This is a genomic window from Bradyrhizobium sp. URHD0069, assembly GCF_000701345.1.
Classification (GTDB): domain Bacteria; phylum Pseudomonadota; class Alphaproteobacteria; order Rhizobiales; family Xanthobacteraceae; genus Bradyrhizobium.
On the sequence record NZ_JNIJ01000020.1, the window covers coordinates 75,225 to 98,199 of the forward strand.

Consider the following 22,975-nt stretch of genomic DNA (forward strand, 5'->3'; position numbering starts at 1 on the left):
AGTGAGGCATGCACGTGCGTTGACGCATTGCTATGTCCCTGCGTCGGTCCGGCCAGCCGCCTCCGGCGGTATTTCAAACCACTCGATGAGGCAGCGCTCCAGATCCTGCAGATTCTGCCGCATTTGCTCGAGCGAAAATCCCAGCGCGAAGAATCGCTCCGCCACGTCGCCGGGCAGGCCGCGCGTCAGACCTTCCCTGCGCAGCGCTGCGACTGCCGCGGCATAGTCCTGCAGAGCCAAATGAATCGGCCCGATCGCCGCAGACGGACCACCAGTTCGCAATACGGCGGCAGCGGAGCGCAGATAGGCGGCGACCGCATCGCTGAGCTTGGCCAATGGCCCGGCAAGCCGCGCCTGCAGATCGCATGGCAACGGCACCACGCTCGCTCGCCCGATCATCACGAGGTCGTGGCGCAGCCGCAACATGGTCCGCAGCAGTGGACCGGTGTCGGGGCCCGAAGACAGGCGCGCGGCGCGCTCGCGCTCCGCTTCCGCGCCGGTTGCATCCAAGCCGACCAGCGCGGTGCCGATGCCATTCTGAATCCGTTGCAAAGCGTCGTTGTCGAGCCCGCGCGTCAGGCCGGCCAGCAATTCGGAGAGCGCCGCCGCCATCGATTCCAGCACCCGTGCGGCGCTGATGCGGATCTGACTGTGTGCCCGCGACGGCAGCACGAAGAAAGACACCAAAAGCCCGACGAACGCGCCAACGGTGACCTCGAGAAGGCGGTCGATCGCGGAATCCAGCGGATTGACATGGCTCAGCGTCGGAACCAGCAGCACGATGACCGCTGTGACCGTGGCTGCGTTCAGGCTGGGATTGATGGCGGCAATGAAGGCCAGCGGCGCCACGGCCAGCACCAGCAACGCCAGCAGTCCGCCCTCGCCTGAATGCGGGACCAGCACCGCGATAGCGCCGCCATAGATCGCGCCGCCTATCGTGCCGAACATATAGTCGCGGGTCGCCTTGAGCGATCGGCCGACGCTCATCTGGGTTACAATGAGGGAGGTCAGCACGGCCCAGAGCGGCAAAATCAGATTTAGCGCCTGCGCGATTGCCAGCGCGCCGAAGGCGGCCACGGTAACCCTGACAGCCAGAGCCAGCTGCGCCTTCCGGGACCGAAACGGGGCCGACAAACGGTTCAGGAAGGCGATCATGTCCCCGTTTCCTGTTACAGGCGAAGCTGCTCGCAAACCTCGTTGGGCATGGCTGCTCCCCGTCGCCCGCAGCCGACTTGAAAGCCGAAATCAGCCCGCCTACCCTGCATAATAAAACGAGGAAACACGATGGCCGATGAAACCGCAACACTCGCCGCCTACGTCGCCAATCTGAAATTCGAGGACATTCCGCACGAAGTGCTGGAGCGCGCGAAGGTGCTGACGCTGGATTTCCTCGGCGGCGCCATCCGGGCGCGGCGCGACGCGGAATCCACGCCTTCGCTGCTGAAAATGCTCGAAGCGCTGGCGCTCGATCGCCAGGGCGAATCCACCGTGTTCGGCGACAGCAAGAGCTGGACGCCGGCGGTAGCAGCCCTGCTCAATGGCGCGCTCGGCCATTCCCTGGATTTCGATGACACGCACGCGGATTCCTCGCTGCATCCGAGCGCGCCGGTGGTACCGGCCGCGATCGCGGTCGGCGAACTGGTCGGCGCTTCGGGTCGCGACGTGCTGACTGCGATCGTGGCGGGCTACGAGGTCTGCTGCCGGCTCGGCAACGCGCTCGACCCCACTTCGCACTATGCGCGCGGCTTTCATCCCACCGCGACGGCGGGAACCTATGGCGCCGCGGCGGCGGCGGCGAAACTTTTCGGGCTGTCGAAAGGACAGATCGTTGCGGCATTCGGCGTCTGCGGCAGCCAGGCCGCCGGTTCGCTGCAGTTCCTGGTCAACGGCGCCTGGAACAAGCGCTACCAGGTCGGCGCCGCCGCGATGAACGGCGTGATCGCGGCGACGCTGGCGCGCAATGATTTCGTCGGCGCGATCGAATCGGTGGAGGGCAAGCACGGGCTGCTGGTCGGCTACAGCGACAATGCGCATCCGGACAAGGCGATCGCCGGACTCGGCAAAACCTACGAGACGATGAAGATCGGCGTAAAACCTTATCCGAGCTGCCGCTACACCCACGCCGCGCTCGATGCGCTGATCGCGATGCGCCGGGAGCACAACCTGACGCCGGACCAGATCAAGCGGGTCGAGATCGGTCTGCATCGCAATGGCATCACGCTGGCCGGCGACGCCGCCACCAAGCGGCATCCGACCTCAATCGTCGGGGGCCAGTTCTCGATGTTCTTCACCGGCGCGGTGGCGCTCGATCAGGGCCGCTTCGGCTGGGACGATTACGAGCGGCTAGGGGACGGCGCAGTCGGCGCGCTGGCCGACAAAATCGATGTGGTCCAGGACGATCGTCTCGAGATCGGCCGCGGCCATCCGTTCGGCGCGCGCGTCAGCATTGTGACCGACGACGGCGTGCACGAGCGGCTCCAGGCCGATCCCTCCGGTGAGCCGAATTCGTTCCCGGATGCGCAGGCGATGGCACAGAAATTCCTGACGCTCGCCCGCCCGGTGCTGAACGGTCGCGCCGAACAGTTTGCCAACGCGATCCTGTCGCTGGAGCGGTTTGATCGCGTCGCGACCGCGACGCATCTGGGACGGCAGTAGGGCGCAGCGAAGGGCCCGCGAATCCAGGCTACCTTGCGACTGGATCGCCCGGTCCGAATTGCGCTTCGCGGCTTCCGGGCTTACGCCGGTCGAATCCAATGCAAGCCATCGCACGTTTCAATTTGCTGCGACCCGCGAGCGCTGCCATCTGTTTCGCCACGTCACCCACACATCTGCGACGTGACCGAACAACTCAGTCTCGCGTTGCTTTTCGGCCCCGAGCCGGCGTGCCACGGCCTGCGATGCGACATTTTCGCGATCGATGCAGTGGATGATTTGATCTATCTCGAAAGTTGCGAATACCCAGTCGATCGACGCCCGCGCTGCTTCGATCGCATAACCCTTGCCGCGAAACCCGCTGGCAATTCCCCAGCCCACTTCGAAGCCCGGCCAGCCCGACGGAAACCATGGGCCGACCCGCCCGACGAATTTTCCCGTGGATCTTTCCTCCACCACAAACATGCCGGCGCCGTGCAGGGCCCAATGTCCGGCCATAACCGCCGCGTTGCGCCACCCGGTCAGCTCGTCGGCGACAGGCTTGCCATCGACGGTGATGAATCGCGCGGTGCCGGGATCGGCCAGCATCGCGGCGTTTGGCGCAATATCGGCGCCGCACCATTGCCGCAGTCTTAGACGCTCCGTCTCGATGACGGGGCCGCTTGGTTGAGCAAGCGTGACGCCGGGTCTGAGGGGCGCGAACATCGGTTTCTGTCCTCTCCATTTCCTAGAAAGTGCTTACCCGTGTCATTGCGAGGAGCGCAAGCGACGAAGCAATCCAGCGGCCGGTGCTACCTACGGATGGATCATACCATCTCAACTTCCTGCGCCGGCGCTGCTGGCCGGACCCATGCCCACCGGTGCAGGTTGGTTCAGAAGGTATCTCCACGAGTGCCCGAACGATAGGACCCGGCATGGGTCGTTCATCGGAACGAGATGACGTCGGTGGAATTCCCGCTTGGACGGCGCCAAGCGATTGCTGTTATATAATGTCAGCAAAAATCATGGAGACCTCATGAGCTGGCTTCCCTGCAACGATCCCGTGCTCGGCGATCCCCTCTCCTGCGATGCGCTCGAACTGGTCATCGTGCCGCGTACCCGCGATCTCGGCGATGGTTTCGAGGTGCGACGCGCGCTGCCGCATGGCAAGCGCCAGATGGTTGGCCCCTTCATCTTTTTCGATCATTTCGGACCAATGCAGTTCATGTCCGGCAAGGGCATGGACGTGCGCCCGCATCCGCATATCGGGCTCGCCACCGTCAGCTATCTGTTTGACGGCTCAATCATGCATCGCGACAGCGAGGGCAATACCCAGGAGATCCAGCCCGGCGCGATGAACCTGATGACGGCCGGGCGCGGCATCGCCCACTCCGAACGTACGCCGGATGTGCAGCGAAAGAGCGGCCAGAAGATGCTCGGTTTGCAGAGCTGGATCGCGCTGCCCTCCGGCTCCGAAGAAATAACACCGTCGTTTCAGCATTACGCCGCCACCGATCTGCCGACGGTCAGGGATCGCGGCTTCACTGCGCGGGTTATCGCCGGGAGTTCGTTCGGCGTGTCGTCGCCGGTAGCGATGGTGTCGCCGTGGTTTTATACCGAGGTGACAGCCGAACAAGGTATCGGCGTGCCGCTCGATCCCGACCATGAAGAGCGCGCCATCTACCTGGTCGATGGCGAAATTGAAATATCCGGCGATCGCTATGAGGGGCCGCGGCTGCTGATCTTTCGGCCCGGCGATCGCATCACCGTAAAGGCGATAAAGCCTGCGCGGATGATGTTTCTCGGCGGCGATGCACTCGAAGGCCCGCGCCATATCTGGTGGAATTTCGTCTCCTCCAGCAAGGAGCGGATCGAGCAGGCGAAAGAGGACTGGAAGAGCGGCCGATTCGCGCACGTCCCCAATGAACACGAGTTCATTCCGCTGCCGGAGTAAACCGGTCTTATTTCTTTTCTGTCGCTCGCGCTTTCGCGCCACGACGCCCTTTTCGAAAGTTTGCCTCATGGACACCATGCTCGCCAGCGACCTGCCCCTGCCACGGATCGGGCGCGGCAAGGTTCGCGATATCTACGCCGTCGGCGACGACCGCGTGCTGCTGCTGACCACCGACCGCATCAGCGCGTTCGACGTGGTGATGGCCGAGACGATCCCGATGAAGGGCGCGGTGCTGACCCAGATCAGCGCGTGGTGGTTCGAACAGCTCGAGGGCGTGGTGTTGCATCACATGATCAGCGCCGACGCCGATGCGATCATCGAGGAAGTGCCTGCGCTGCAAGGCCATCGCGCCGACATCTTAGGACGCGCCATGCTGTGCCGGCGCACAGAAGTGTTTCCGATCGAATGCGTGATCCGCGGCTATCTCTCGGGCTCGGCGTGGAAAGAATACGCGCAACATGGGACGCTGGCGGGGGAAAAGCTCCCACCCGGGCTCCTCGAAAGCGCAAAACTCGAGCCCGCGATCTTCAGCCCGGCGACCAAGGCGGAAACCGGCCACGACGAAAACATCACGATCGCGCGGATGCGCGAAATTCTCGGCGGCGAGGTCGCGTCTCAACTCGAGAGCATGACCCGGGCCGTCTATACACTCGGCGAAAAAATCAGCCGCGACCAGGGCATCATCATTGCGGACACCAAATTCGAATTCGGACGCGACAAAGACGGCCGTATCATCCTGATCGATGAGGTGATGACGCCCGACAGTTCACGATTCTGGGGGGCGGATGTCTATAGACCCGGTCAGCCGCAACCGAGTTTCGACAAGCAACCGCTGCGGGACTATCTCGATGCCGAGCGCCGTGCCGGCCTCTGGAATGGCGAAGCGCCGGCGCCGCCATTGCCGGCAAGCGTCCTGGAGGCCACCAGCAAGCGCTATCTCGAGGCCTATCGCCGTGTCACCGGCGCCGATCTGGAGATCTGAGGAGTCGGTGATGACGCTGACGGTCAGGGAGATGACGGGCTCGGAAGTGGATATCATCATCGACTATTTTCAGAAATCTACGCCGGAGCATCTGGAAATCCTTGGGGTCGACCCGACGCGCCTGCCCAATCCCGGAAAGCTGGCGGGAGCGCCTTCGCCGCGAATGCGCACTGCCAATCGATCAACGAACCATGGTGCTGGTCATCTGGCTGTCGAACGACCGGCCGATCGGCTTTTCGACGTCTGACAAAATTCAGTATGGCGAACAAGCTAACATGCACCTGCACATCATCGATCCGGAACGCCGGAATCGAGGGACCGGAGCGGAATGCGTGCGCCGCAGCGCCGATATTTATCTCCAACGATTGAAGCTGAAACGACTGTTCTGCGAACCGAATGCTTTCAACGTCGCACCGAATCGCACGCTGCAGAAGGTCGGCTTCAAATACCTCAAGACGCACATGACGGTGCCTGGTCCGCTCAACTTTCATCAGGCCGTAAATCGCTGGATGATCGAACGATGAACCGCCGGGTACTTCCAAACTAGAAAAAACACGGGAGAGAAGCCATGATCGAGCCCGATACAGTGCTTGTCGAACGCGATGGACCGGTGACCATCGTCTCCATCAATCGTCCGCATTGTCGTAACGCCGTCGATGGCGCCACCGCGCGAAGGCTGTTCGATGCGTTCCTGGCCTTCGATGCCGACTCCGAGGCCTCCGTTGCGGTGTTCACCGGCACCGGCGGCTATTTTTGCGCCGGCGCCGACCTCAAGGCGGTGGCATCGCGCGATCCCAACAAGAAACGCGAGATCGGCGGTCACGATTCGATCGCACCGATGGGACCGAGCCGGCTGCGCCTTTCAAAGCCGGTGATCGCGGCGGTGGAAGGTTTTGCCGTGGCCGGCGGAATGGAACTGGCGCTGTGGGCGGACATGCGCGTGCTCGCCGAGGATGCGACGTTCGGCATCTTCTGCCGCCGCTTCGGCGTGCCGCTGATCGACCTCGGCACCATTCGGCTGCCACGACTGATCGGTCATTCCCAGGCGATCGATCTTATTCTCACGGGGCGTCCGGTCGGCGGCCCCGAGGCGCTGCGTATGGGCCTTGCCAACCGTTTGGTGCCCAAAGGCGAGACGCGCGGGCATGCCATTGCGCTGGCCAGGGATATCGCGCGTTTCCCGCAAACCTGCCTGCGCGCGCACCGGCTTTCAGCATTGCGGCAATGGGACCTCGAGGAAGACGAAGCGATCGCCAACGAAATGCGGGGCGGGCTTGAGGTCATCGCGTCAGGCGAAACGCTGTCCGGCGCGACGCGCTTTGCGTCGGGCGTGGGGCGTCATGGCGCGTTCGGCGGGGAGAGTTCTGGAGGCTAGCCAACCTGTCGCCTCATGGTGTGGAGCGGCGTCTTCGCGCGTCTCGAACCATCCTTCGAGACGCCGCGAAGGCGCCGTTCCTCCAGCGATAACGGCGAAGCCGTTGCGCAGGGATGAGGGCCATGCGCGTTCCATCGCTGCGACTGTCACAAAAATTATGTTGTGCTGGCGCGCGGCGGTCGTCTACCACTGACTGGGGTTTAAGGGGGCAAATCAGCGCGTGGTCAGTCGTTCTCTAAGTTTCGGCCCGAAATTCCGCGCAGCGCTCAACGACGTTCTCGGCGGCAGCGCTGCCAGCTTTCTCACCATAACTTTTGGATTATCTTATTCGCTATTGATCTTCACAGGTCCCCTGACACCTTATTTGTCCTACGGCCTCGCCGCTACTTTCATTTCATCGGCGGTTCTCGCCGCAGTTCTTGCGCTCGGGAGTTCATTGCCGTTCGCGGTCGGGGCTCCGGAAACCTCAACCGCCGCTATGTCTGGAATATTGGCCTCATCCCTGGTCGAACGCATGGCGGCGGCAGATCCAACCGCTCCCCTACTCGCGCCGGTGATCATTACCCTGGCGCTTGTCAGCTTCGTCACGGGCGTCGTGCTCTGCGGCTTCGGGTTAACGCGGATGGGTCGGGCGATCCGCTACGTGCCTTACCCCGTGGTCGGCGGATTTCTCGGCGCGACCGGCTGCCTGATCCTCTTGGGCGCCATCCGCGTCATCACCGGCCATCGCCTGCAATTTACAACGCTCGATCAATTCGCAAACCTTTTGACGCTATTCGAATTGGCGGCGGCCTGCGCCATGGCGACGGTGCTTTATCTGACCTGGCACCGCTCCCGCAGGCCGTTTGGACTGCCGGTTATCATTTTCGGCGGCGCTATCGTCGCACAGGCCGCTTTCTGGCTGTTCGGTGTCTCACCGGCCGGCTGGACTTTTCAATCGCCGCAGACCGTCAACTTCATGCTGCCGTGGAGCGCGACAGAAATCAGCCGCTATCCCTGGTACACACTGCTCGACCTCAGCGGCGCTTTCGTCGCCGTCATCTTTGTGACGGCGATAAGTACCTTGTTCAACACCACCGGCATCGAGGTCGCCCTACACCGCGAAGCTGATCTCGAGCGCGAGCTGAATGTCACTGGCCTCGCCAACATATTGTCGGGCGCATTCGGAGGCTACACCGGCAGCATTTCGATGAGCCGTACAATCCTCAACTTCAACAGCGGCGGCACCGGCCGGCTGTCCGGATTCACTGCCGCCGCGATTTCGTTGCTGATGCTGTCCGCGGCTCCGGCCGTCCTTGGTTACATGCCGAAATTCGTGCTCGGCGGCCTCTTGATTTATCTCGGCGCTGACCTGCTTCACAAATGGATCGTTCTGTCGCGGCGGCGGCTTTCATTGACCGAGTATCTGTCGCTGCTGGCGATCATCGTCATCATCATGCAATGGGGCTTCATCGCCGGCATCCTGATCGGCGTCGTGATCGGCTGCGCGACGTTCGCGCTGAGCGCCTCGCGTATCAATTCCATCAAATTCAGTTTTGACGGCTCGGAGTATCGCAGTTCGCTGGACCGCTCGCGCGACGATCAGGCCGTACTTGCCACCCATGGCGGCAAGATCCAGGGCCTGAACCTGCAAAGCTATCTGTTCTTCGGTTCAGCCAACCGGCTGTACCAGCACGTCAAGGCGCTGCTGGTGCGGCATCCGGAATGCCGCTTTCTGGTATTCGACTTCAAGCTGGTCACCGGCATCGATTCATCGGCCGCTTACAGTTTCGCGCAGATCAAGCGCACCGCCCACGATCGCAACATCAAGCTGGTGCTGGTGCATCTGCCGCCCGCAGCGGCAAAAGCGCTGCGATCCAGCGGCTTCATCTCGGACGACGTCAGCATCGTACCCGAACTGGATCATGCGCTGGAGAGCTGCGAGAACGAGCTCATCGCGCAGCATCAAGGCCTCGAGCACGAAGAAGCCAGCCTGCGCGGCTGGTTTACCCAGATTCTCGGCACCGAGCGGGACGCCGCAGCGTTGATGCATCGCTGTGAGCGGATCGAGGTCGACGCCGGCGAAACCATCGTCCGCGCCGGCGACGCCGCCGATTCCATGCATTTCATCCTGGACGGACGAGTCGGAATCATGATCCCGGCGAATGAAGACCGCACCACGCGGGTACGAAGTCTCGGCCGCTACACCACCATCGGCGAGATGGGCCTGGTTTCGCATGCGCCGCGCAGCGCCACGATCCAGGCCGAAGTCGCGAGCATCCTGTATGTGCTGAGCGCCGACCAGTTCCAGGCCATCAAGGCTGACGATCCCTCGCTCAGCCAAAAGCTGCTGACCTATTTCGTCTCGGTGATGGCCGAGCGCCTGACCTTTGCCAATCGCACCATCGCGGTGTTGCGGAGGTAGAACTCATGGTGAGGAGCGCGTTTCGCGCGTCTCGAACACTGAGGTGCCACACGCTCTCATCCTCCGAGACGCGGCCAAGCGGCCGCTCCTCAGGATGAGGTCCATTTTCAAACCCCCGCCATCATCACGTATTTGATCTCGACATATTCTTCCATGCCGTGATGCGAGCCTTCGCGCCCCAAGCCGCTTTCCTTGACGCCGCCGAACGGCGCGACCTCGGTCGTGATCAATCCGGTATTGACCCCTACCATGCCTGATTCAAGTGCTTCGGCCACCCGCCAGACCCGGCCGAGGTCGCGCGAATAGAAATAGGAGGCAAGCCCGAACGGCGAATTGTTGCACATCGCGATCACCTCGGCTTCGTCCTTGAACCGGAATACCGGTGCCAGCGGCCCGAAGGTTTCTTCCTGCGAGACCAGCGCATCGGGCGCGACGTTGGACAATACCGTCGGCTCGAAGAAGGTGCCGCCCAGCGAATGGCGTTTTCCCCCGGTGACGATCTTGGCGCCATGCTCGACCGCATCCGCGATGTGCTTTTCGACCTTGTCGACCGCGGCCATGTTGATCAGCGGCCCCTGCGTCACGCCTTGCTCGGTGCCATCGCCGATTTTCATCGCCGCCACCTTGTTCGAAAGTTTTTCGACGAACTGATCGTAGATCTTGTCCTGTGCATAGATGCGGTTGGCGCACACGCAGGTCTGGCCCATGTTGCGATATTTCGAAACGATCGCGCCTTCGACGGCGGCATCAATATCGGCATCGTCGAACACGACGAACGGCGCATTGCCGCCGAGTTCTAACCCGAGCTTCTTCACCCCGACCGCGGCCTGCTGATACAGAATCTTGCCGACCTCGGTCGAGCCGGTGAAGCCGACGAACCGCACCGCGGGATGTTCGCACAAGACCTTGCCGATCGCCGACGAATTGCCGGTGAGGATATTGAGCACGCCCTTGGGCACGCCTGCTTTCTCGGCCAGCGCCACCAGCGCCAGCGCGGTGAGCGGGGTCTCGTTGGCGGGCTTCAAGACGACCGTGCAGCCGGCGGCCAGCGCCGGCGAGACTTTGCGGGTGATCATCGAGCACGGGAAATTCCACGGCGTGATCGCGCCGCAAACGCCGATCGGCTGCTTGATCGCGAGCAGTCGGGCATCCGGCCGCTGGGTCGGAATGGTCTCGCCATAGACGCGCCGCGCCTCCTCGGCGAAGAACTCGACATAGGCGCCGCCGATGTCGACCTCGCCGAGTGCCTCCGCCAGCGGCTTGCCCTGCTCTGAGGTGAGGATCAGCGCAAGGTCTTCGCGGTTGGCGATGATCAGGTCGAACCATTTGCGCAAGATGTTGGAGCGCTGCTTGGCGGTAAGTTTCGCCCAGGCCGGGAACGCGCGCTCGGCGGCTTCCACGGCTTGCGTTGCTTCCGCCGTGCTCATCTTCGGCACCTTGGCAAGCTCGACGCCGTTGACCGGATTGGTCACGGGATTGACGGGGGTGCCGGTCCAGGCGCCATCGATGTAGCAGCGGTCGCGCAGAAGCGACGGATCCTTCAGACGGTCGCGCAGGGATGGTGCGGAGGCTTGCGTACGTGCGGCAGCGGTATGGGACATGGCGTTCTCCTCGGATGTTTCCTCAGATGTTTCTTGAGATGTTTCTTGAGATGTTTCTTGAGATGTTTCTTGGATGTTCTCTTGGGATATTTGGCGGTATTGGCCCGGAGTATAGGCTCAAACCGGCCGCAGTGCATCGGCCGCAGATAGCCTGCTGCTTCAAGCAATTCTGGAGGCTGACCGAAGCTCGTTCAGGCCGCGCCGCTCATATAGGTTTCGCGGCGGCCGATCATGCGCTCCGCCGCGGCCTTGGCGTCGGCCTTGGTCGAGGTAGCGCAGGTGCGATATTCGAGGTCGGCCGCGACAGCCGGTTCGCGCCGCCCGAACCAGGATTTGGAACCGACCGCAAGCTGCGACAACGCCTGGGCGACATTATCGACCGCACCGAACGAGTGCAGCGCACCGGTGCCGGCAAAGCGGACTTCGTAAATACCCGGGGTGATCGGTGCTTCGATATTCTCGCCGCGCCCGGCCCGGGGATATCGTTTCCATTCGCTCCAGGTCGAGATCATCGTCGTGCCCCCGCGACGTGGAAAGCCGCAATCATTTTCATCAAATCAATGGGTCCAGCGGCGTCCATTTGTGCCGCTATCTGAATGTCTTATTATCTAAAACGTCATATTACTTATCTAAACGTCATACTACCAAAATAGTTTCCGCATTTGGATACCGCAGCCAACATACCGCGGACGGACCGACCGGTCACCGAAAATGCAGTCAATCCAGCGCAAATTATAAATTATGGTGAGTGTTGCAGTTCAGCCGCACCCGCTGCTCGCCCCACCTTACGCGCCCGCAGCCATCCGGAATTCCCGCTCCGCGCGAACTTCGACCTCTCCCCGCAAGCGGGGCGAGGTAAGGAAAGCCCTACACCGGCAAGCCGTTCTGCTGCGCCAATTGCTTCAGGGAGGTCTGCGGCCGTGCGCCGATGTGCTGGATCACTTCGGCCGCGGCGAGCGCCCCTAACCGTCCGGCAGCCTCGAAACCGGCACCGCGCACCAGACCGAACAGAAATCCGGCGGCGAACAGATCGCCGGCGCCTGTAGTGTCCACCATTTTTTCGATCGGAAACGCCGGCACCGCGATGACGCCGTCTTTCGATACCACCACGCAACCTTTCTCGCTGCGGGTGACGACGCCGACTTTCGCATCGGTGCGCAATTGCTTTAGCGCGGTATCGAAATCAGATGTCTGATATAGCGAATGCAATTCGGCCTCGTTGGCAAACACCAGATCGGCCGTGCCCCTGCGCATCAGATCGAGAAATTCGTCGCGATAACGATCCACGCAAAACGAATCCGACAGCGTCAATGCCACCTCGCGGCCGGCGTCATGGGCGATCGTCGACGCCTTCACGAAAGCTTCCTTGGCGCTCTTCGGATCCCAGAGATAACCTTCGAGATAGATGATCGCCGAAGCCGCGATCTGCGCGGCGTCGATATCGCTGGGCGTCAGATCCTGTGCCGCGCCGAGATAGGTGTTCATGGTGCGCTCGCCGTCCGGCGTCACCAGAATGTAGGAGCAGCCGGTGGCGGGGCCGTCGCTCGCAGGCGTGGTCTCGAACGCGACCCCTGCTGCGCGGATGTCATGCATGTAGAGACGCCCGATCTGGTCGTCCTTGATCTTGCCGACATAGGCCGCGCGGGCGCCGAGATTGGCGACCCCGACAATGGTGTTTGCCGCCGAGCCGCCGGACATCTCGGTTGCCGGACCCATATCCCGATAGATCGACAATGCGCGGGCCTCGTCGATCAGCGCCATACCGCCTTTTGTCATGCCGTGCGCGGCGAGAAAGCCCTCATCGGTCTGTACCAACACATCGAAAATCGCATTGCCGATCCCGAGAACATCGTATTTCGCTTCCGTCATCGATCAGTCCTGTTCCCGGCAATTGCGATGGCGCGGAAAATCCGGTCCAACTGGTTTTCGTAAGAGGTGCAGCGGCCTATCACGATCAACCCTGCGCCAGCAAGCGATGGTGTTATACAGCCTTTCATGATCCGCTCCTTCCTCACCGTATCCGTTGGCACGCTTACCTCGCGGCTGCTCGGATTCGCGCGCGATTCGATGATTGCGGCGCTGCTCGGCACAGGGCCGGTCGCGGACGCGTTTCTGGTGGCGTTTCAACTGGTCAATGTCGTCAGGCGCTTGCTGACGGAGGGCGCGCTAAACGCAGCACTGGTGCCGGCCTGGCTACGCGTGCGCGAAGCGGGTGGCGCCGCCGCGGCCGCCGCATTCGCCGGCCGCGTCCTCGGTACAGTCAGCGCGGCGTTGATCGTGGCGGCGGCCTTGATCGGCCTGTTGATGCCGTTTGTCGTCACCGCGCTCGCGCCGGGCTTTGCCGGACACGAAACGCTACAGCTTGCCGTCAACGATGCCCGCCTGATGCTGCCTTATCTGGCGTTTGCCGGACCGGCCACGGTGATGATGGCGCTGATGAGCGCGCAAGCCCGCTTCGCGCTGACGGCGTTCTCGCCGCTGCTGTTCAACATCGCGTTGATCGCTGTGATGACCGTGCTGCTCGGCTGGCGGCAGGATGCCGCCCATGCCGCGACTGTTATCGCCGCCACCGTCGGCGTCGCCGGGCTGTTGCAACTGATGATCCTGCTGCTGCGCCGTGGTAGCGGCAGCTTCGCAACGCCGCTGCGCATTACGTTGGATGCTGATATGCGCGGCTTTCTCGGCAAGGCGATGCCCGGCATGATCGCGAGCGCCGGGCCGCAACTGCTTGTCGTCGCCGGCGCGATCATCGCGTCGTCGTCGCCCTCGGCAGTGTCGTGGCTGTATTTCGCCAACCGCCTGATCGAGCTGCCGCTCGGCATTGTCGGCGTTGCCATAGGCACCGTGCTGGTGCCGGAACTGACGCGCGGAGTGCGCAGTGACGATCGGATCGCCGTCGCCCACGCCGAATCGCGCGGGCTCGAACTCGCGGTTGGACTGGCGTTACCTGCGACGCTCGGATTGATCGCACTCGGCGAGCCGATCGTGCGGATGCTGTTCGAACACGGCGCGTTCACCGCTCTCGATACCGCGGCCACCGCGCTGGCGCTGATGTTGCTGGCGCTCGGCCTGCCCGCTCATGTGCTGGTCAAGGCGTTGTCGCCGGCATTCTTCGCTCGCGAGGATACGCGCACGCCGCTGCTGGCGACGCTTGGCGGATTTGCGGTCGCGATCGTTTTGGCCGTCGTATTCGCTCAAATATTCGGCGCGGCGGGAATTGCGGCCAGCATCGCCGTGGGAGCGTGGAGCAGCGCGCTTGCGCTGCTCCGGCGCGGCGCGGCGACCTTTGGATTTTCGATCGATGCCGCCGCGCGCCGGCGGTTGCCGCGCATCGTGGTGGCGGCGCTGGTGATGGGCGGGCTGCTGTGGCTGATGGCCGGCTTCGTGCTGCCGCTGACCGCGAACACGCATGGCCTCGCGCAGGCCGTTATTTTGATGATGCTGATATCAGGCGGAATGGCGATTTACTGCCTGTTCCTGGCGCTGTTGGGCGTAATCAAATGGGGCGAAGCGGTGCGCGCCCTTAGACAAACCAAGGCCTCCGACTTGCGCGACTGATGCCCGCATGGCATTTGAGCGCGCAGCATGCACGGGAACTGACTATGGCGATCGTTGAACGGGTTTTTTCAGGCGTCCAGCCGACGGGCAATCTGCATCTCGGCAATTACCTCGGCGCGATCGTCAATTTCGTGAAGCTGCAGGAGACCCACAACTGCCTTTATTGCGTCGTCGACATGCACGCGCTGACGCAGCCGGTATCGGTGTGGGGCGGTCCGGCCGAGCTCGCGCGCAACACCAGGGAAGTGACCGCGGCCTTCATCGCCAGCGGCATCGATCCGAAAAAGCACATCGTCTTCAACCAGAGTCAGGTTTCCGGACACGCGGAGCTCGCCTGGATATTCAATTGCGTGGCGCGGATCGGCTGGCTCAACCGCATGACCCAGTTCAAGGAAAAGGCCGGCAAGGATCGCGAGAATGCTTCGGTCGGCCTCTATGATTATCCGGTGCTGATGGCGGCCGATATTCTGCTCTATCGCGCCACCCATGTGCCGGTCGGCGAGGACCAGAAACAGCACCTCGAACTGTCCCGCGATATCGCGCAGAAATTCAACAATGACTTCGGCGACTCGATCCGCGGCCATGGTTTTACCGACGGACTGTTTTTTCCGCAGCCGGAGCCCCTGATCACCGGTCCGGCGACGCGGGTGATGTCGCTGCGCGACGGCACCAAGAAGATGTCGAAATCGGATTCGTCCGACAATTCGCGGATCAATCTCACCGACGATGCCGACACCATCGCGCAGAAGATCCGTAAAGCCAAGACCGATCCGGAGCCGTTGCCGTCGGAGGAAAAGGGCCTCGAGACGCGCCCCGAAGCCGACAATCTCGTCGGGATTTTCGCCGCGCTATCGGGCCGCACCAAATTCGACGTGCTCAGCGAATTTGGCGGCGGACAATTCTCGAGCTTCAAGAATTCGCTGGTCGAACTCTGCGTCGCAAAGCTGTCGCCGATTGCTTCCGAGATGAAGCGGCTGGTCGCGGACCCCGGCCACGTCGATTCGATCCTGGTCGACGGCGCCGATCGCGCGCGCGCCATCGCAACCGAAACCATGCAAGCGACAAAGGACATCGTCGGCTTCGTCCGCAAGCGCTGATATCGATCGCTGATTCGGCGAACCGCGGGCCGCGCCTACACGTCCCATAGGGAGAGGTCGGATTGCGAAGCAATCCGGGTGAGGGGTTTGGACCTATCGATAGACCGTACCCCATCACCACAACCCTCTCCCTATGGGAGAGAGGGCACATCACCGTCGCGGCCAGACTTGCGGCTGAACGCGGTTCACTTGAAGCTGAATATACTCCACGCCTTCGCCATAATTTGACGCGGCGCACAGCTTTGGAGCCAACGCTTGTCGGGGATGGCTGCGCCGTGGCAGCATGCGGCCTGCTTGGCGCAGCACCGGGACATGCATGACCACCCAGCGACGAAGCTACGAGACGGGTCACAAGCCAAAATGTCTGGTTATCGTTGACGACACCGCGGAATGGGACCGCGCGGTCTACTATGCGAGCCGCTGGGCGATTCGGGTCGGCGGCGGCGTGGTAATGCTGCGCATCATCGAGACCGAAGACCAGAACCAACAATGGTTGGGGGTCGCCGATATCATGCGCGCCGAGGCGCATGAGGACGCCAACGCCGCGCTGGATCGTGCGGCCGGCCGCGCCAATGGCATCGCCGCGATTACGCCTGAGCGCGTGATTCGCGAGGGCGACCCGACCGACCAGATCCTGGACGTCATCGACAAGGACGTCGATATCGCGATGCTGGTGCTGGCCGCCAATCCGGGGCCGGAGGGTCCCGGCCCGATCATCACCATGATGGCCAAGACGGTCGGCTCATTTCCGATTCCCGTCACCGTCGTGCCCGGCGATTTGAGCGACGAGGACATCGACGGCCTCTCGTAAGCTCCCGTGGGCCCTTGATGCAATTGCGGAACCGCCGCTCTGCACCCCTTGATCGTGCGTTTGCCGTCGCCATCTGCTAAAGGGAGACTCACGCGCCGGCCTTGAACCGGCGACGCCGGAGAAAACCATGTTCATTCAAACCGAAGCCACACCCAATCCCGCCACCCTGAAATTCATTCCCGGCCGCACCGTACTCGGCAGCGGCACCATGGAATTCGTCAACCGCGAGGCCGCCGCGCGCTCGCCGCTCGCCGAAAAACTGTTCGGCGTGCCTGGCGTCACCAGCGTGTTTTACGGTTCCGACTTTGTCACCGTGACCAAGGACGATAGCGACTGGCAGCATCTCAAGCCGGCGATCTTAGGCGCCATCATGGAGCACTACATGTCCGGCGAGCCGCTATTGGCGGAGGGCAGCGCCGGAAGTGACGAAGCCGCCGACGAAGAGGGCGAATTCTTCAACGACGATGACGCCGAGACGGTCGCAACCATCAAGGAGCTGATCGAAACCAGGGTGCGGCCGGCGGTCGCCGGCGACGGCGGCGACATCACGTTCCGCGGCTTCAAGGACGGTATCGTTTACCTTAACATGAAGGGCTCCTGCTCGGGCTGCCCGTCCTCCACCGCGACGCTGCAGCACGGCATCCAAAACTTGTTCAAGCATTTCTTGCCCGACGTGGTCGAAGTCCGGCCGGTGTGATTGGAGAAGCAAGTGGCGAATGGCGAATGGCGATTGGCTCTGACTTTCTGTTCGCTATTCGCTACTCCCTATTCGCGCCTCCATGCTGATCCTCGCCATTGATACCGCGCTGGATGCGTGCGCCGCCGGCGTGCTGGACAGCGATGCCGGCAAGCTGATCGCGCAGGAGTCGCAAGCCATGAAGCGCGGCCATGCCGAGGCCTTGATGCCGCTGATCGCGCGCGTCATGAAAGAGGCCGGCGTCGCGTTCGCATCGCTGGACCGCATCGCGGTGACCACCGGCCCCGGCAGCTTTACCGGGCTGCGGGTCGGTCTCTCCGCAGCGCGCGGCATTGCGCTGGCCGCAAACAAGCCGGTGGTCGGGCTAACCACGCTGACCGCCTATGCTGCACCCATTGTCAGCCAGAACGGCGAGCAACCGGTGATCTCCGCTATCGATGCGCGACATGACCAGGTGTACTTTCAGGCAGTCAGCGGCGATGGAGGTTCGTTGATCCGGCCGCGCGTCGCACCGATCGAGGAGGCGCTCGGCGCGTCGCGGTTCGGCGCCTCGCATCTGGTCGGCAATGCCGCCAAAATTCTCGCCGACCGCTGGCCGGCAGATGCGCCGCCGCCGTTCAAGGTCGATGCGCAACCGGCACCGGATATCGCCTGGGTGGCTTGGCTCGGAGCCGCGGTCAGTCCGGATAGCGCCCCGCCCCGCCCGTTTTATCTGCGCGCGCCCGATGCCAAGCCTCCAAAGGATTCGCTGCCGAAAGCCCCGCAGCCATCAGCGCCATGATGGCCTGGCTTTCTGAGCTGTGGAACGGCGGCACGGCGGTGGTCGAGCCTGCATCGCTGCGCGATGCGTCAAGACTCGCCCAGCTTCACGGCGCCTCGTTTCACCGTGGTTGGGGCGAAGGCGAATTCGAGGCCATGCTGACCGAGCGCAACACGCTGGTGCACCGCTTGAGGCAGGGGCGGAAGATCATCGGCTTTGCGGTATCCCGCATGGCGGCCGACGAGGCCGAAATACTCTCGATCGCGGTTGATGCCGGCCATCGTGGTCGTGGCCTGTCCCGTAACCTGTTGCTGACGCATCTCGGCCATCTCGCGGGCCGTGGCGTGCGCACCGTATTCCTCGAGGTCGAGGAAAATAATCAGCCGGCGCGACGACTTTACGAACGGGCCGGATTTGGTGTTGCCGGGCGCCGCGAACGCTATTATCGGCAAGCTGGCGGGGAACAATTGAACGCGCTTCTGATGCGCCGCGACTTGTCGTAACGCCCGCGCGGTGGCACAACAGGCAGGGCGCGCGATCAGCAAACGTGCAAGCCGATTTTGCGTTCGATCGCGCTCCGAATGGTGCATGATCTTGGCGCCAAACCGCCTACACTTTGGCGGATCATGCGATGTTACCCAAGGCAAAGATGATGACCGCACTGAAATCCACGCCCGCGCTCAAGGCCACCGGCATAGAAGCCCGTTGCGCCGCCACCGGCATGCGCATGACCGAGCAGCGCCGCGTCATCGCGCGGGTGCTGGCGGAGGCCGCGGATCATCCCGACGTCGAGGAACTGTATCGGCGCTGCGTTGCGGTCGACGACAAGATCTCGATCTCGACGGTATATCGCACCGTCAAGCTGTTCGAGGACGCCGGCATCATCGAACGGCACGACTTTCGCGAGGGCCGCGCCCGCTACGAACAGATGCGCGACAGCCATCACGACCATCTGATCAATCTGCGCGACGGCAAGGTGATCGAATTCACCTCCGAGGAAATCGAAAAGCTGCAGGCCGAAATCGCCCGCAAGCTTGGCTACAAGCTGGTCGATCACCGGCTGGAACTCTATTGCGTCCCGCTGGACGACGATAAATCCTGACCGTGTGCAAATCTTGAACACAAACGTCGATCTCATCATTTTCGATTGCGACGGCGTGCTGGTCGACAGCGAGGTGATTTCCTGCCGGGCGCATGCGGAAACTCTGACGCGTCACGGCTACCCGATCAGCGTCGAGCAGGTATTCGATCGTTTCCTCGGCCGGTCGACGCGTCAGGCGCACCTCGAAGTCGAGGCCGAATTGGGCCGCAGCCTGCCTGATGACTTCCACTCGCAATTGCGGGACGAACTATTCCAGGCCTTCGCGGCAACGCTGGCTGCGGTGCCTCACATCGATGCAGCGCTCGATGCGATCGCCCAGCCGGTCTGCGTGGCATCGAGCGGGTCGCAGGAGCGGATGCGCGTCAGTCTCGGCCGCGTCGGGCTTTACGACAAATTTGCGCCCAATATTTTCTCCGCGACGCAGGTTCGCAACGGCAAGCCTGCGCCCGATCTGTTCCTGTACGCCGCAGCGCAGATGGACAAATCGCCTCACCGAAGCCTCGTGATCGAAGACAGCATCCCCGGCATCGCCGGGGCGCTTGCCGCCGGCATGACCGTGCTTGGCTTCCACGGCGGCAGCCATTGCCGGCCCGGTTATGCCGATACCCTGCGTGCCGCCGGCGCCATGATGACCTTTGACGATATGCGGGAGTTGCCCGGTCTGATTGAGCGGATTGAAGCAATGGCCGTGCCGGGCTGACCGACTCGGTGACCCCCTCGTCATTGCGGGCTGGCGGTTCGCGCGAATGCGCGCCCCGATGACAGGGTCCGCGAAGCAATCCAGTGCTTTTTTCCGGAGAAGGTAGTGGATTGCTGCGGTCGCTTCGCTGCCCTCGAAACGACGGACGGTTCTGGTTTTTTCGACCTAAACAGTGGATTTTCGGCCCCTTAGCCTATATTTGAGCCACGTGCCGCAATTGGCGCCGCTTAACCACAGCATCCAGGTTCCATGACGCCGCCGCGCAAGCTGCATATCAAGTCATATGGTTGTCAGATGAATGCCTACGATGCGCAGCGCATGGTGGACACGCTGGCACCCGAAGGCTTTGTCGAGACCGCAAGCGTGGATGACGCCGATCTGGTAATCCTCAACACCTGTCATATCCGCGAAAAGGCCTCGGAGAAAGTCTACTCGGAATTGGGGCGGCTGCGCGCCGTCAAGGACGAAGCCGCGCGCAAAGGCCGTCACATGAATATCGCGGTGGCGGGCTGTGTCGCCCAGGCCGAAGGCAGCGAGATCATCCGCCGCGCGCCTGTGGTCGATGTCGTGGTCGGCCCGCAGAGTTATCATCATCTGCCGCAGCTGCTGGCGCGGGCGAAGAGCCATGGCCGTGCGCTGGAGACCGAATTTCCGGTCGAGGACAAGTTCGGTTTCCTGCCTGCGCCGAGGCCGGACGCGATCCGGGCGCGCGGCATTTCGTCGTTTGTAACGGTGCAGGAAGGTTGCGACAAATTCTGCACTTTCTGCGTCGTGCCCTATACCCGCGGCGCCGAAGTGTCGCGCCCCGTCGCGAAGATCGTCGACGACGTGCGAAGGCTCGCCGACAATGGCGTGCGCGAAATCACGCTCATCGGGCAGAACGTCAATGCCTATCACGGCGAAGGACCGGACGGCCGAACCTGGTCGCTCGGCACGCTCCTGCGTCGCGTTGCCGAAATTCCCGGCATCGTTCGCCTGCGGTATTCGACCAGCCATCCCCGCGACGTCGACGAGACGCTGATCGACGCCCATCGCGATTTGCCGGCGCTGATGCCGTTCGTGCACCTTCCGGTACAATCCGGCTCCGACCGGATTCTTGCGGCCATGAACCGCAAGCATACCGTCAGCAATTACCGCCGCGTTATCGACCGGTTTCGCGCTGCACGGCAAGATATTGCCTTTTCATCGGATTTTATCGTGGGTTTCCCCGGCGAGGCCGAGGAAGATTTCCTGGCCACCCTCGCACTGATCAGCCAAATCGGGTACGCTGGCGCGTATTCGTTCAAATATTCGCCCCGGCCGGGGACGCCGGCGGCGGACATGCAGGAGATGGTGTCAGCAGCTGAGATGGACGAGCGATTGGTGCGGCTCCAGGAATTGATCGACAGCCAGCAATCGGCCTTCAACGCGGCTGCGATTGGCAACACCGTCGATGTGCTGTTCGAACGCGCAGCCCGCAATCCCGGCCAGATCGTCGGCCGCACCGCTTATCTGCAGCCGGCGCATGTGATGGCATCGCCGGACATCATCGGGCAGGTACTGCCGGTGACGATCGCAAGCCTCGAGCGCTATAGCCTGCTCGGCGAACTCGCGACGTCGGCCCAAGCGCAGGGCGCGCCAGCAACTTTTTCTCCAATGACAACTTCTCAAATGACCACGGGAGCCTGAACCCTTGCCAAAAAGTGCATCGGATTCGCCTTCGCTCGCTCCCAGCCGCAAACTTGACCGCGACCTGCAGATCCCGCCAGAGACGCAAGTCGTCATCGACTTCGATGACAACCGCGCGGCCTCGGCGCTGGTCGGACCCTATGGACAGAACCTGGCGCTGATCGAGCGCCGTCTCGGCGTCGTGGTTGATTCGCGCGGCAATCACATCACCGTCGCCGGATCGCGCGACGGCTGCGACGCGGCGCGGCGCGTGCTGGAGACGTTGTATTCGCATGCGACCCAGGGCCACGATCTGGCGCAGGGCGACGTCGAAGGCGCCATCCGCGCCGTGATCGCGCAAGGCTCGCTGTTCGAATTCGACGCCAAAACCGTCAAATCGTCGTTCGAAACCATCAATTTGCGCAAGCGCCCGGTGCGGGCGCGCACCGCCGCGCAGGATTCCTACATCCGCGCCCTCAAGCGCCATGAGATGGTGTTCGGCATCGGACCGGCGGGCACCGGCAAGACCTGGCTCGCGGTGGCGCATGCCGCGCAATTATTCGAGCGCAAGGAGGTCGACCGCATTATCCTGTCACGGCCCGCGGTCGAGGCCGGCGAGCGGCTGGGCTTCTTGCCCGGGGATTTGCGTGAGAAGGTCGATCCCTATCTGCGGCCGATCTATGATGCGCTGTACGACCTGATGGACTCGCGGATCGTCGAACGCGCGCTGCAAGCCGGCGAAATCGAGATCGCGCCGCTGGCCTTCATGCGCGGCCGGACGCTGACCAACGCCGTCATCATTCTGGACGAAGCACAGAACACCACCTCGATGCAGATGAAGATGTTCCTGACCCGGCTTGGCGAGAACAGCCGCATGATCATCACCGGCGATCCCTCCCAGGTCGATCTGCCGAACGGCCAGACTTCGGGGCTTGCCGAAGCCGCCAGACTGCTCGATGGCGTCGAGGGTATCTCCCAGGTGAAATTCACGGCCGAGGATGTGATCCGCCATGAACTGGTGGCACGGATCGTCGCCGCTTATGAAGGATTGCCGCAGCGGCCGGCGGCCAACAAACCCTGATGCCAAAATCTTTCGCCGAGCGCGCGCCGGAGACGATTTCCGGCCGCAACAGAAATTCCAAACCGATGGCGCAACCTGCCCTTCCCATAACCGAGGTTCTCGTGGTCGCCGACTGCTGGCAGACCGAGCCCGACGCCGAAGCCGTCATCCACCGCGCCATCGCGACCGCGGCCGAGATCGCCGATGCTGATGTCGGCGAAGCCGAACTCGCGGTCATGCTGACCGATGACGCCGGCATTCGCACGCTGAACAGCAATTGGCGCGGCATCGACAAGCCGACCAACGTGCTGTCGTTTCCAGCCCTCCAGCCGACCGGCCCGGGCAGCCCCGACGATGTGCCGCGCATGCTCGGCGACATCGCCATCGCCTATGAAACGACGCGAAGGGAAGCCGATGACGAGCAAAAGCCGTTCGACCATCATCTCAGCCATCTGGCGGTCCATGGCTTCCTGCATTTGATCGGTTACGATCACGAAAAAGATGACGACGCCGAAGCCATGGAGACTCTCGAGCAGGAGATTCTGGCGCAACTCGGCATTCCCGATCCCTATGCGGACCGGGAGCGGATAGACTGA

The 22,975-nt window shown here is 62.6% G+C and carries 23 protein-coding genes; 18 read left to right on the top strand and 5 right to left on the bottom strand.

All coding sequences use genetic code 11. From position 1 onward, the window contains the following. Nucleotides 1–30 precede the first annotated feature (30 nt). Nucleotides 31–1,155 (bottom strand): FUSC family protein, encoded by a 1,125-nt coding sequence (locus N554_RS0113700; RefSeq protein ID WP_051677488.1) that lies wholly within the window; start codon nucleotides 1,153–1,155, stop codon nucleotides 31–33. A 129-nt stretch (nucleotides 1,156–1,284) separates the two neighbouring features. Here N554_RS0113700 and N554_RS0113705 point away from each other — a divergent pair, with 129 nt between their 5' ends. Continuing rightward, nucleotides 1,285–2,655 (top strand): MmgE/PrpD family protein, encoded by a 1,371-nt coding sequence (locus N554_RS0113705; RefSeq protein WP_029583986.1) that lies wholly within the window; start codon nucleotides 1,285–1,287, stop codon nucleotides 2,653–2,655. A 117-nt stretch (nucleotides 2,656–2,772) separates the two neighbouring features. Here N554_RS0113705 and N554_RS0113710 read toward each other — a convergent pair whose 3' ends face one another. After that, nucleotides 2,773–3,357: a GNAT family N-acetyltransferase gene (locus N554_RS0113710; RefSeq protein ID WP_029583987.1), complete on the bottom strand. Its 585-nt coding sequence runs from the start codon at nucleotides 3,355–3,357 to the stop codon at nucleotides 2,773–2,775. 310 nt (nucleotides 3,358–3,667) lie between these two features. Here N554_RS0113710 and N554_RS0113715 point away from each other — a divergent pair, with 310 nt between their 5' ends. The 6 genes from N554_RS0113715 (at nucleotide 3,668) to N554_RS0113735 (ending at nucleotide 9,346) form a co-directional block, all read left to right on the top strand. Beyond that, nucleotides 3,668–4,585: a pirin family protein gene (locus N554_RS0113715; protein ID WP_029583988.1), complete on the top strand. Its 918-nt coding sequence runs from the start codon at nucleotides 3,668–3,670 to the stop codon at nucleotides 4,583–4,585. Nucleotides 4,586–4,652: 67 nt separating this feature from the next. After that, complete coding sequence (locus N554_RS0113720) at nucleotides 4,653–5,567, top strand: phosphoribosylaminoimidazolesuccinocarboxamide synthase (protein WP_029583989.1); 915 nt, start codon at nucleotides 4,653–4,655, stop codon at nucleotides 5,565–5,567. 10 nt (nucleotides 5,568–5,577) lie between these two features. After that, a complete protein-coding gene (locus N554_RS41995) occupies nucleotides 5,578–5,814 on the top strand; it encodes a hypothetical protein (protein ID WP_245283596.1) in 237 nt (78 codons plus the stop codon). After that, nucleotides 5,759–6,091 carry a GNAT family N-acetyltransferase gene (locus tag N554_RS42000; protein ID WP_245283597.1) on the top strand — a complete coding sequence of 111 codons (333 nt, stop codon included), beginning with the start codon at nucleotides 5,759–5,761 and terminating at the stop codon, nucleotides 6,089–6,091. The genes N554_RS41995 and N554_RS42000 overlap by 56 nt, the downstream gene beginning before the upstream one ends. Nucleotides 6,092–6,135: 44 nt before the next feature. Then, nucleotides 6,136–6,942, top strand: coding sequence for a crotonase/enoyl-CoA hydratase family protein (locus N554_RS0113730; protein WP_029583990.1), 807 nt, complete (start codon nucleotides 6,136–6,138; stop codon nucleotides 6,940–6,942). A 220-nt stretch (nucleotides 6,943–7,162) separates the two neighbouring features. After that, entirely contained in the window at nucleotides 7,163–9,346 is a 2,184-nt protein-coding gene (locus N554_RS0113735; RefSeq protein WP_029583991.1) for an SLC26A/SulP transporter family protein, read from the top strand. A gap of 107 nt (nucleotides 9,347–9,453) precedes the next feature. On the opposite strand, the gene N554_RS0113740 is transcribed toward N554_RS0113735, so the two are convergent. The 3 genes from N554_RS0113740 to N554_RS0113750 form a co-directional block, all read right to left on the bottom strand. Beyond that, the gene (locus N554_RS0113740; protein WP_029583992.1) at nucleotides 9,454–10,947 is read right to left on the bottom strand and encodes an NAD-dependent succinate-semialdehyde dehydrogenase; all 1,494 of its coding nucleotides are present in this window, start codon (nucleotides 10,945–10,947) and stop codon (nucleotides 9,454–9,456) included. 191 nt (nucleotides 10,948–11,138) lie between these two features. Next, nucleotides 11,139–11,459: a hypothetical protein gene (locus N554_RS0113745; protein WP_029583993.1), complete on the bottom strand. Its 321-nt coding sequence runs from the start codon at nucleotides 11,457–11,459 to the stop codon at nucleotides 11,139–11,141. A gap of 355 nt (nucleotides 11,460–11,814) precedes the next feature. Then, entirely contained in the window at nucleotides 11,815–12,816 is a 1,002-nt protein-coding gene (locus tag N554_RS0113750; protein ID WP_029583994.1) for an adenosine kinase, read from the bottom strand. A gap of 126 nt (nucleotides 12,817–12,942) precedes the next feature. Between N554_RS0113750 and murJ the strand changes: the two genes are divergently transcribed. From murJ to ybeY, 11 genes are all read left to right on the top strand, one after another. Further along, on the top strand, nucleotides 12,943–14,505 hold the full coding sequence (gene murJ / locus N554_RS0113755; protein WP_029583995.1) for a murein biosynthesis integral membrane protein MurJ: 1,563 nt from the start codon (nucleotides 12,943–12,945) through the stop codon (nucleotides 14,503–14,505). A gap of 44 nt (nucleotides 14,506–14,549) precedes the next feature. Further along, nucleotides 14,550–15,602 (top strand): tryptophan--tRNA ligase, encoded by a 1,053-nt coding sequence (gene trpS / locus N554_RS0113760; protein ID WP_029583996.1) that lies wholly within the window; start codon nucleotides 14,550–14,552, stop codon nucleotides 15,600–15,602. A gap of 316 nt (nucleotides 15,603–15,918) precedes the next feature. Further along, the gene (locus tag N554_RS0113765) at nucleotides 15,919–16,413 is read left to right on the top strand and encodes a universal stress protein (protein ID WP_029583997.1); all 495 of its coding nucleotides are present in this window, start codon (nucleotides 15,919–15,921) and stop codon (nucleotides 16,411–16,413) included. Nucleotides 16,414–16,540: 127 nt separating this feature from the next. After that, a complete protein-coding gene (locus N554_RS0113770; protein ID WP_029583998.1) occupies nucleotides 16,541–17,110 on the top strand; it encodes a NifU family protein in 570 nt (189 codons plus the stop codon). A gap of 82 nt (nucleotides 17,111–17,192) precedes the next feature. Further along, nucleotides 17,193–17,891, top strand: coding sequence for a tRNA (adenosine(37)-N6)-threonylcarbamoyltransferase complex dimerization subunit type 1 TsaB (gene tsaB, locus N554_RS0113775; protein WP_029583999.1), 699 nt, complete (start codon nucleotides 17,193–17,195; stop codon nucleotides 17,889–17,891). Beyond that, the gene (gene rimI / locus N554_RS0113780; RefSeq protein WP_029584000.1) at nucleotides 17,888–18,373 is read left to right on the top strand and encodes a ribosomal protein S18-alanine N-acetyltransferase; all 486 of its coding nucleotides are present in this window, start codon (nucleotides 17,888–17,890) and stop codon (nucleotides 18,371–18,373) included. Before tsaB ends, rimI begins: the two co-directional genes overlap by 4 nt. Nucleotides 18,374–18,522: 149 nt before the next feature. Next, nucleotides 18,523–18,972, top strand: coding sequence for a Fur family transcriptional regulator (locus N554_RS0113785; RefSeq protein ID WP_029584001.1), 450 nt, complete (start codon nucleotides 18,523–18,525; stop codon nucleotides 18,970–18,972). A 13-nt stretch (nucleotides 18,973–18,985) separates the two neighbouring features. Beyond that, on the top strand, nucleotides 18,986–19,672 hold the full coding sequence (locus N554_RS0113790) for an HAD family hydrolase (RefSeq protein ID WP_029584002.1): 687 nt from the start codon (nucleotides 18,986–18,988) through the stop codon (nucleotides 19,670–19,672). Between the two features lie 249 nt (nucleotides 19,673–19,921). Next, a complete protein-coding gene (gene miaB / locus N554_RS0113795; protein WP_029584003.1) occupies nucleotides 19,922–21,340 on the top strand; it encodes a tRNA (N6-isopentenyl adenosine(37)-C2)-methylthiotransferase MiaB in 1,419 nt (472 codons plus the stop codon). A 4-nt stretch (nucleotides 21,341–21,344) separates the two neighbouring features. Then, on the top strand, nucleotides 21,345–22,400 hold the full coding sequence (locus tag N554_RS0113800; protein WP_029584004.1) for a PhoH family protein: 1,056 nt from the start codon (nucleotides 21,345–21,347) through the stop codon (nucleotides 22,398–22,400). A 65-nt stretch (nucleotides 22,401–22,465) separates the two neighbouring features. Then, nucleotides 22,466–22,975 (top strand): rRNA maturation RNase YbeY, encoded by a 510-nt coding sequence (gene ybeY, locus N554_RS0113805; protein ID WP_029584005.1) that lies wholly within the window; start codon nucleotides 22,466–22,468, stop codon nucleotides 22,973–22,975.

Bases quoted from the DNA above. Each gene is read 5' to 3' on its own strand.
- N554_RS0113700 (WP_051677488.1), bottom strand. From the start codon at position 1,155: ATGATCGCCTTCCTGAACCGTTTGTCGGCCCCGTTTCGGTCCCGGAAG.
- N554_RS0113705 (WP_029583986.1), top strand. From the start codon at position 1,285: ATGGCCGATGAAACCGCAACACTCGCCGCCTACGTCGCCAATCTGAAA.
- N554_RS0113710 (WP_029583987.1), bottom strand. From the start codon at position 3,357: ATGTTCGCGCCCCTCAGACCCGGCGTCACGCTTGCTCAACCAAGCGGC.
- N554_RS0113715 (WP_029583988.1), top strand. From the start codon at position 3,668: ATGAGCTGGCTTCCCTGCAACGATCCCGTGCTCGGCGATCCCCTCTCC.
- N554_RS0113720 (WP_029583989.1), top strand. From the start codon at position 4,653: ATGGACACCATGCTCGCCAGCGACCTGCCCCTGCCACGGATCGGGCGC.
- N554_RS41995 (WP_245283596.1), top strand. From the start codon at position 5,578: ATGACGCTGACGGTCAGGGAGATGACGGGCTCGGAAGTGGATATCATC.
- N554_RS42000 (WP_245283597.1), top strand. From the start codon at position 5,759: ATGGTGCTGGTCATCTGGCTGTCGAACGACCGGCCGATCGGCTTTTCG.
- N554_RS0113730 (WP_029583990.1), top strand. From the start codon at position 6,136: ATGATCGAGCCCGATACAGTGCTTGTCGAACGCGATGGACCGGTGACC.
- N554_RS0113740 (WP_029583992.1), bottom strand. From the start codon at position 10,947: ATGTCCCATACCGCTGCCGCACGTACGCAAGCCTCCGCACCATCCCTG.
- N554_RS0113745 (WP_029583993.1), bottom strand. From the start codon at position 11,459: ATGATCTCGACCTGGAGCGAATGGAAACGATATCCCCGGGCCGGGCGC.
- N554_RS0113750 (WP_029583994.1), bottom strand. From the start codon at position 12,816: ATGACGGAAGCGAAATACGATGTTCTCGGGATCGGCAATGCGATTTTC.
- murJ (WP_029583995.1), top strand. From the start codon at position 12,943: ATGATCCGCTCCTTCCTCACCGTATCCGTTGGCACGCTTACCTCGCGG.
- trpS (WP_029583996.1), top strand. From the start codon at position 14,550: ATGGCGATCGTTGAACGGGTTTTTTCAGGCGTCCAGCCGACGGGCAAT.
- N554_RS0113765 (WP_029583997.1), top strand. From the start codon at position 15,919: ATGACCACCCAGCGACGAAGCTACGAGACGGGTCACAAGCCAAAATGT.
- N554_RS0113770 (WP_029583998.1), top strand. From the start codon at position 16,541: ATGTTCATTCAAACCGAAGCCACACCCAATCCCGCCACCCTGAAATTC.
- tsaB (WP_029583999.1), top strand. From the start codon at position 17,193: ATGCTGATCCTCGCCATTGATACCGCGCTGGATGCGTGCGCCGCCGGC.
- rimI (WP_029584000.1), top strand. From the start codon at position 17,888: ATGATGGCCTGGCTTTCTGAGCTGTGGAACGGCGGCACGGCGGTGGTC.
- N554_RS0113785 (WP_029584001.1), top strand. From the start codon at position 18,523: ATGACCGCACTGAAATCCACGCCCGCGCTCAAGGCCACCGGCATAGAA.
- miaB (WP_029584003.1), top strand. From the start codon at position 19,922: ATGACGCCGCCGCGCAAGCTGCATATCAAGTCATATGGTTGTCAGATG.
- ybeY (WP_029584005.1), top strand. From the start codon at position 22,466: ATGGCGCAACCTGCCCTTCCCATAACCGAGGTTCTCGTGGTCGCCGAC.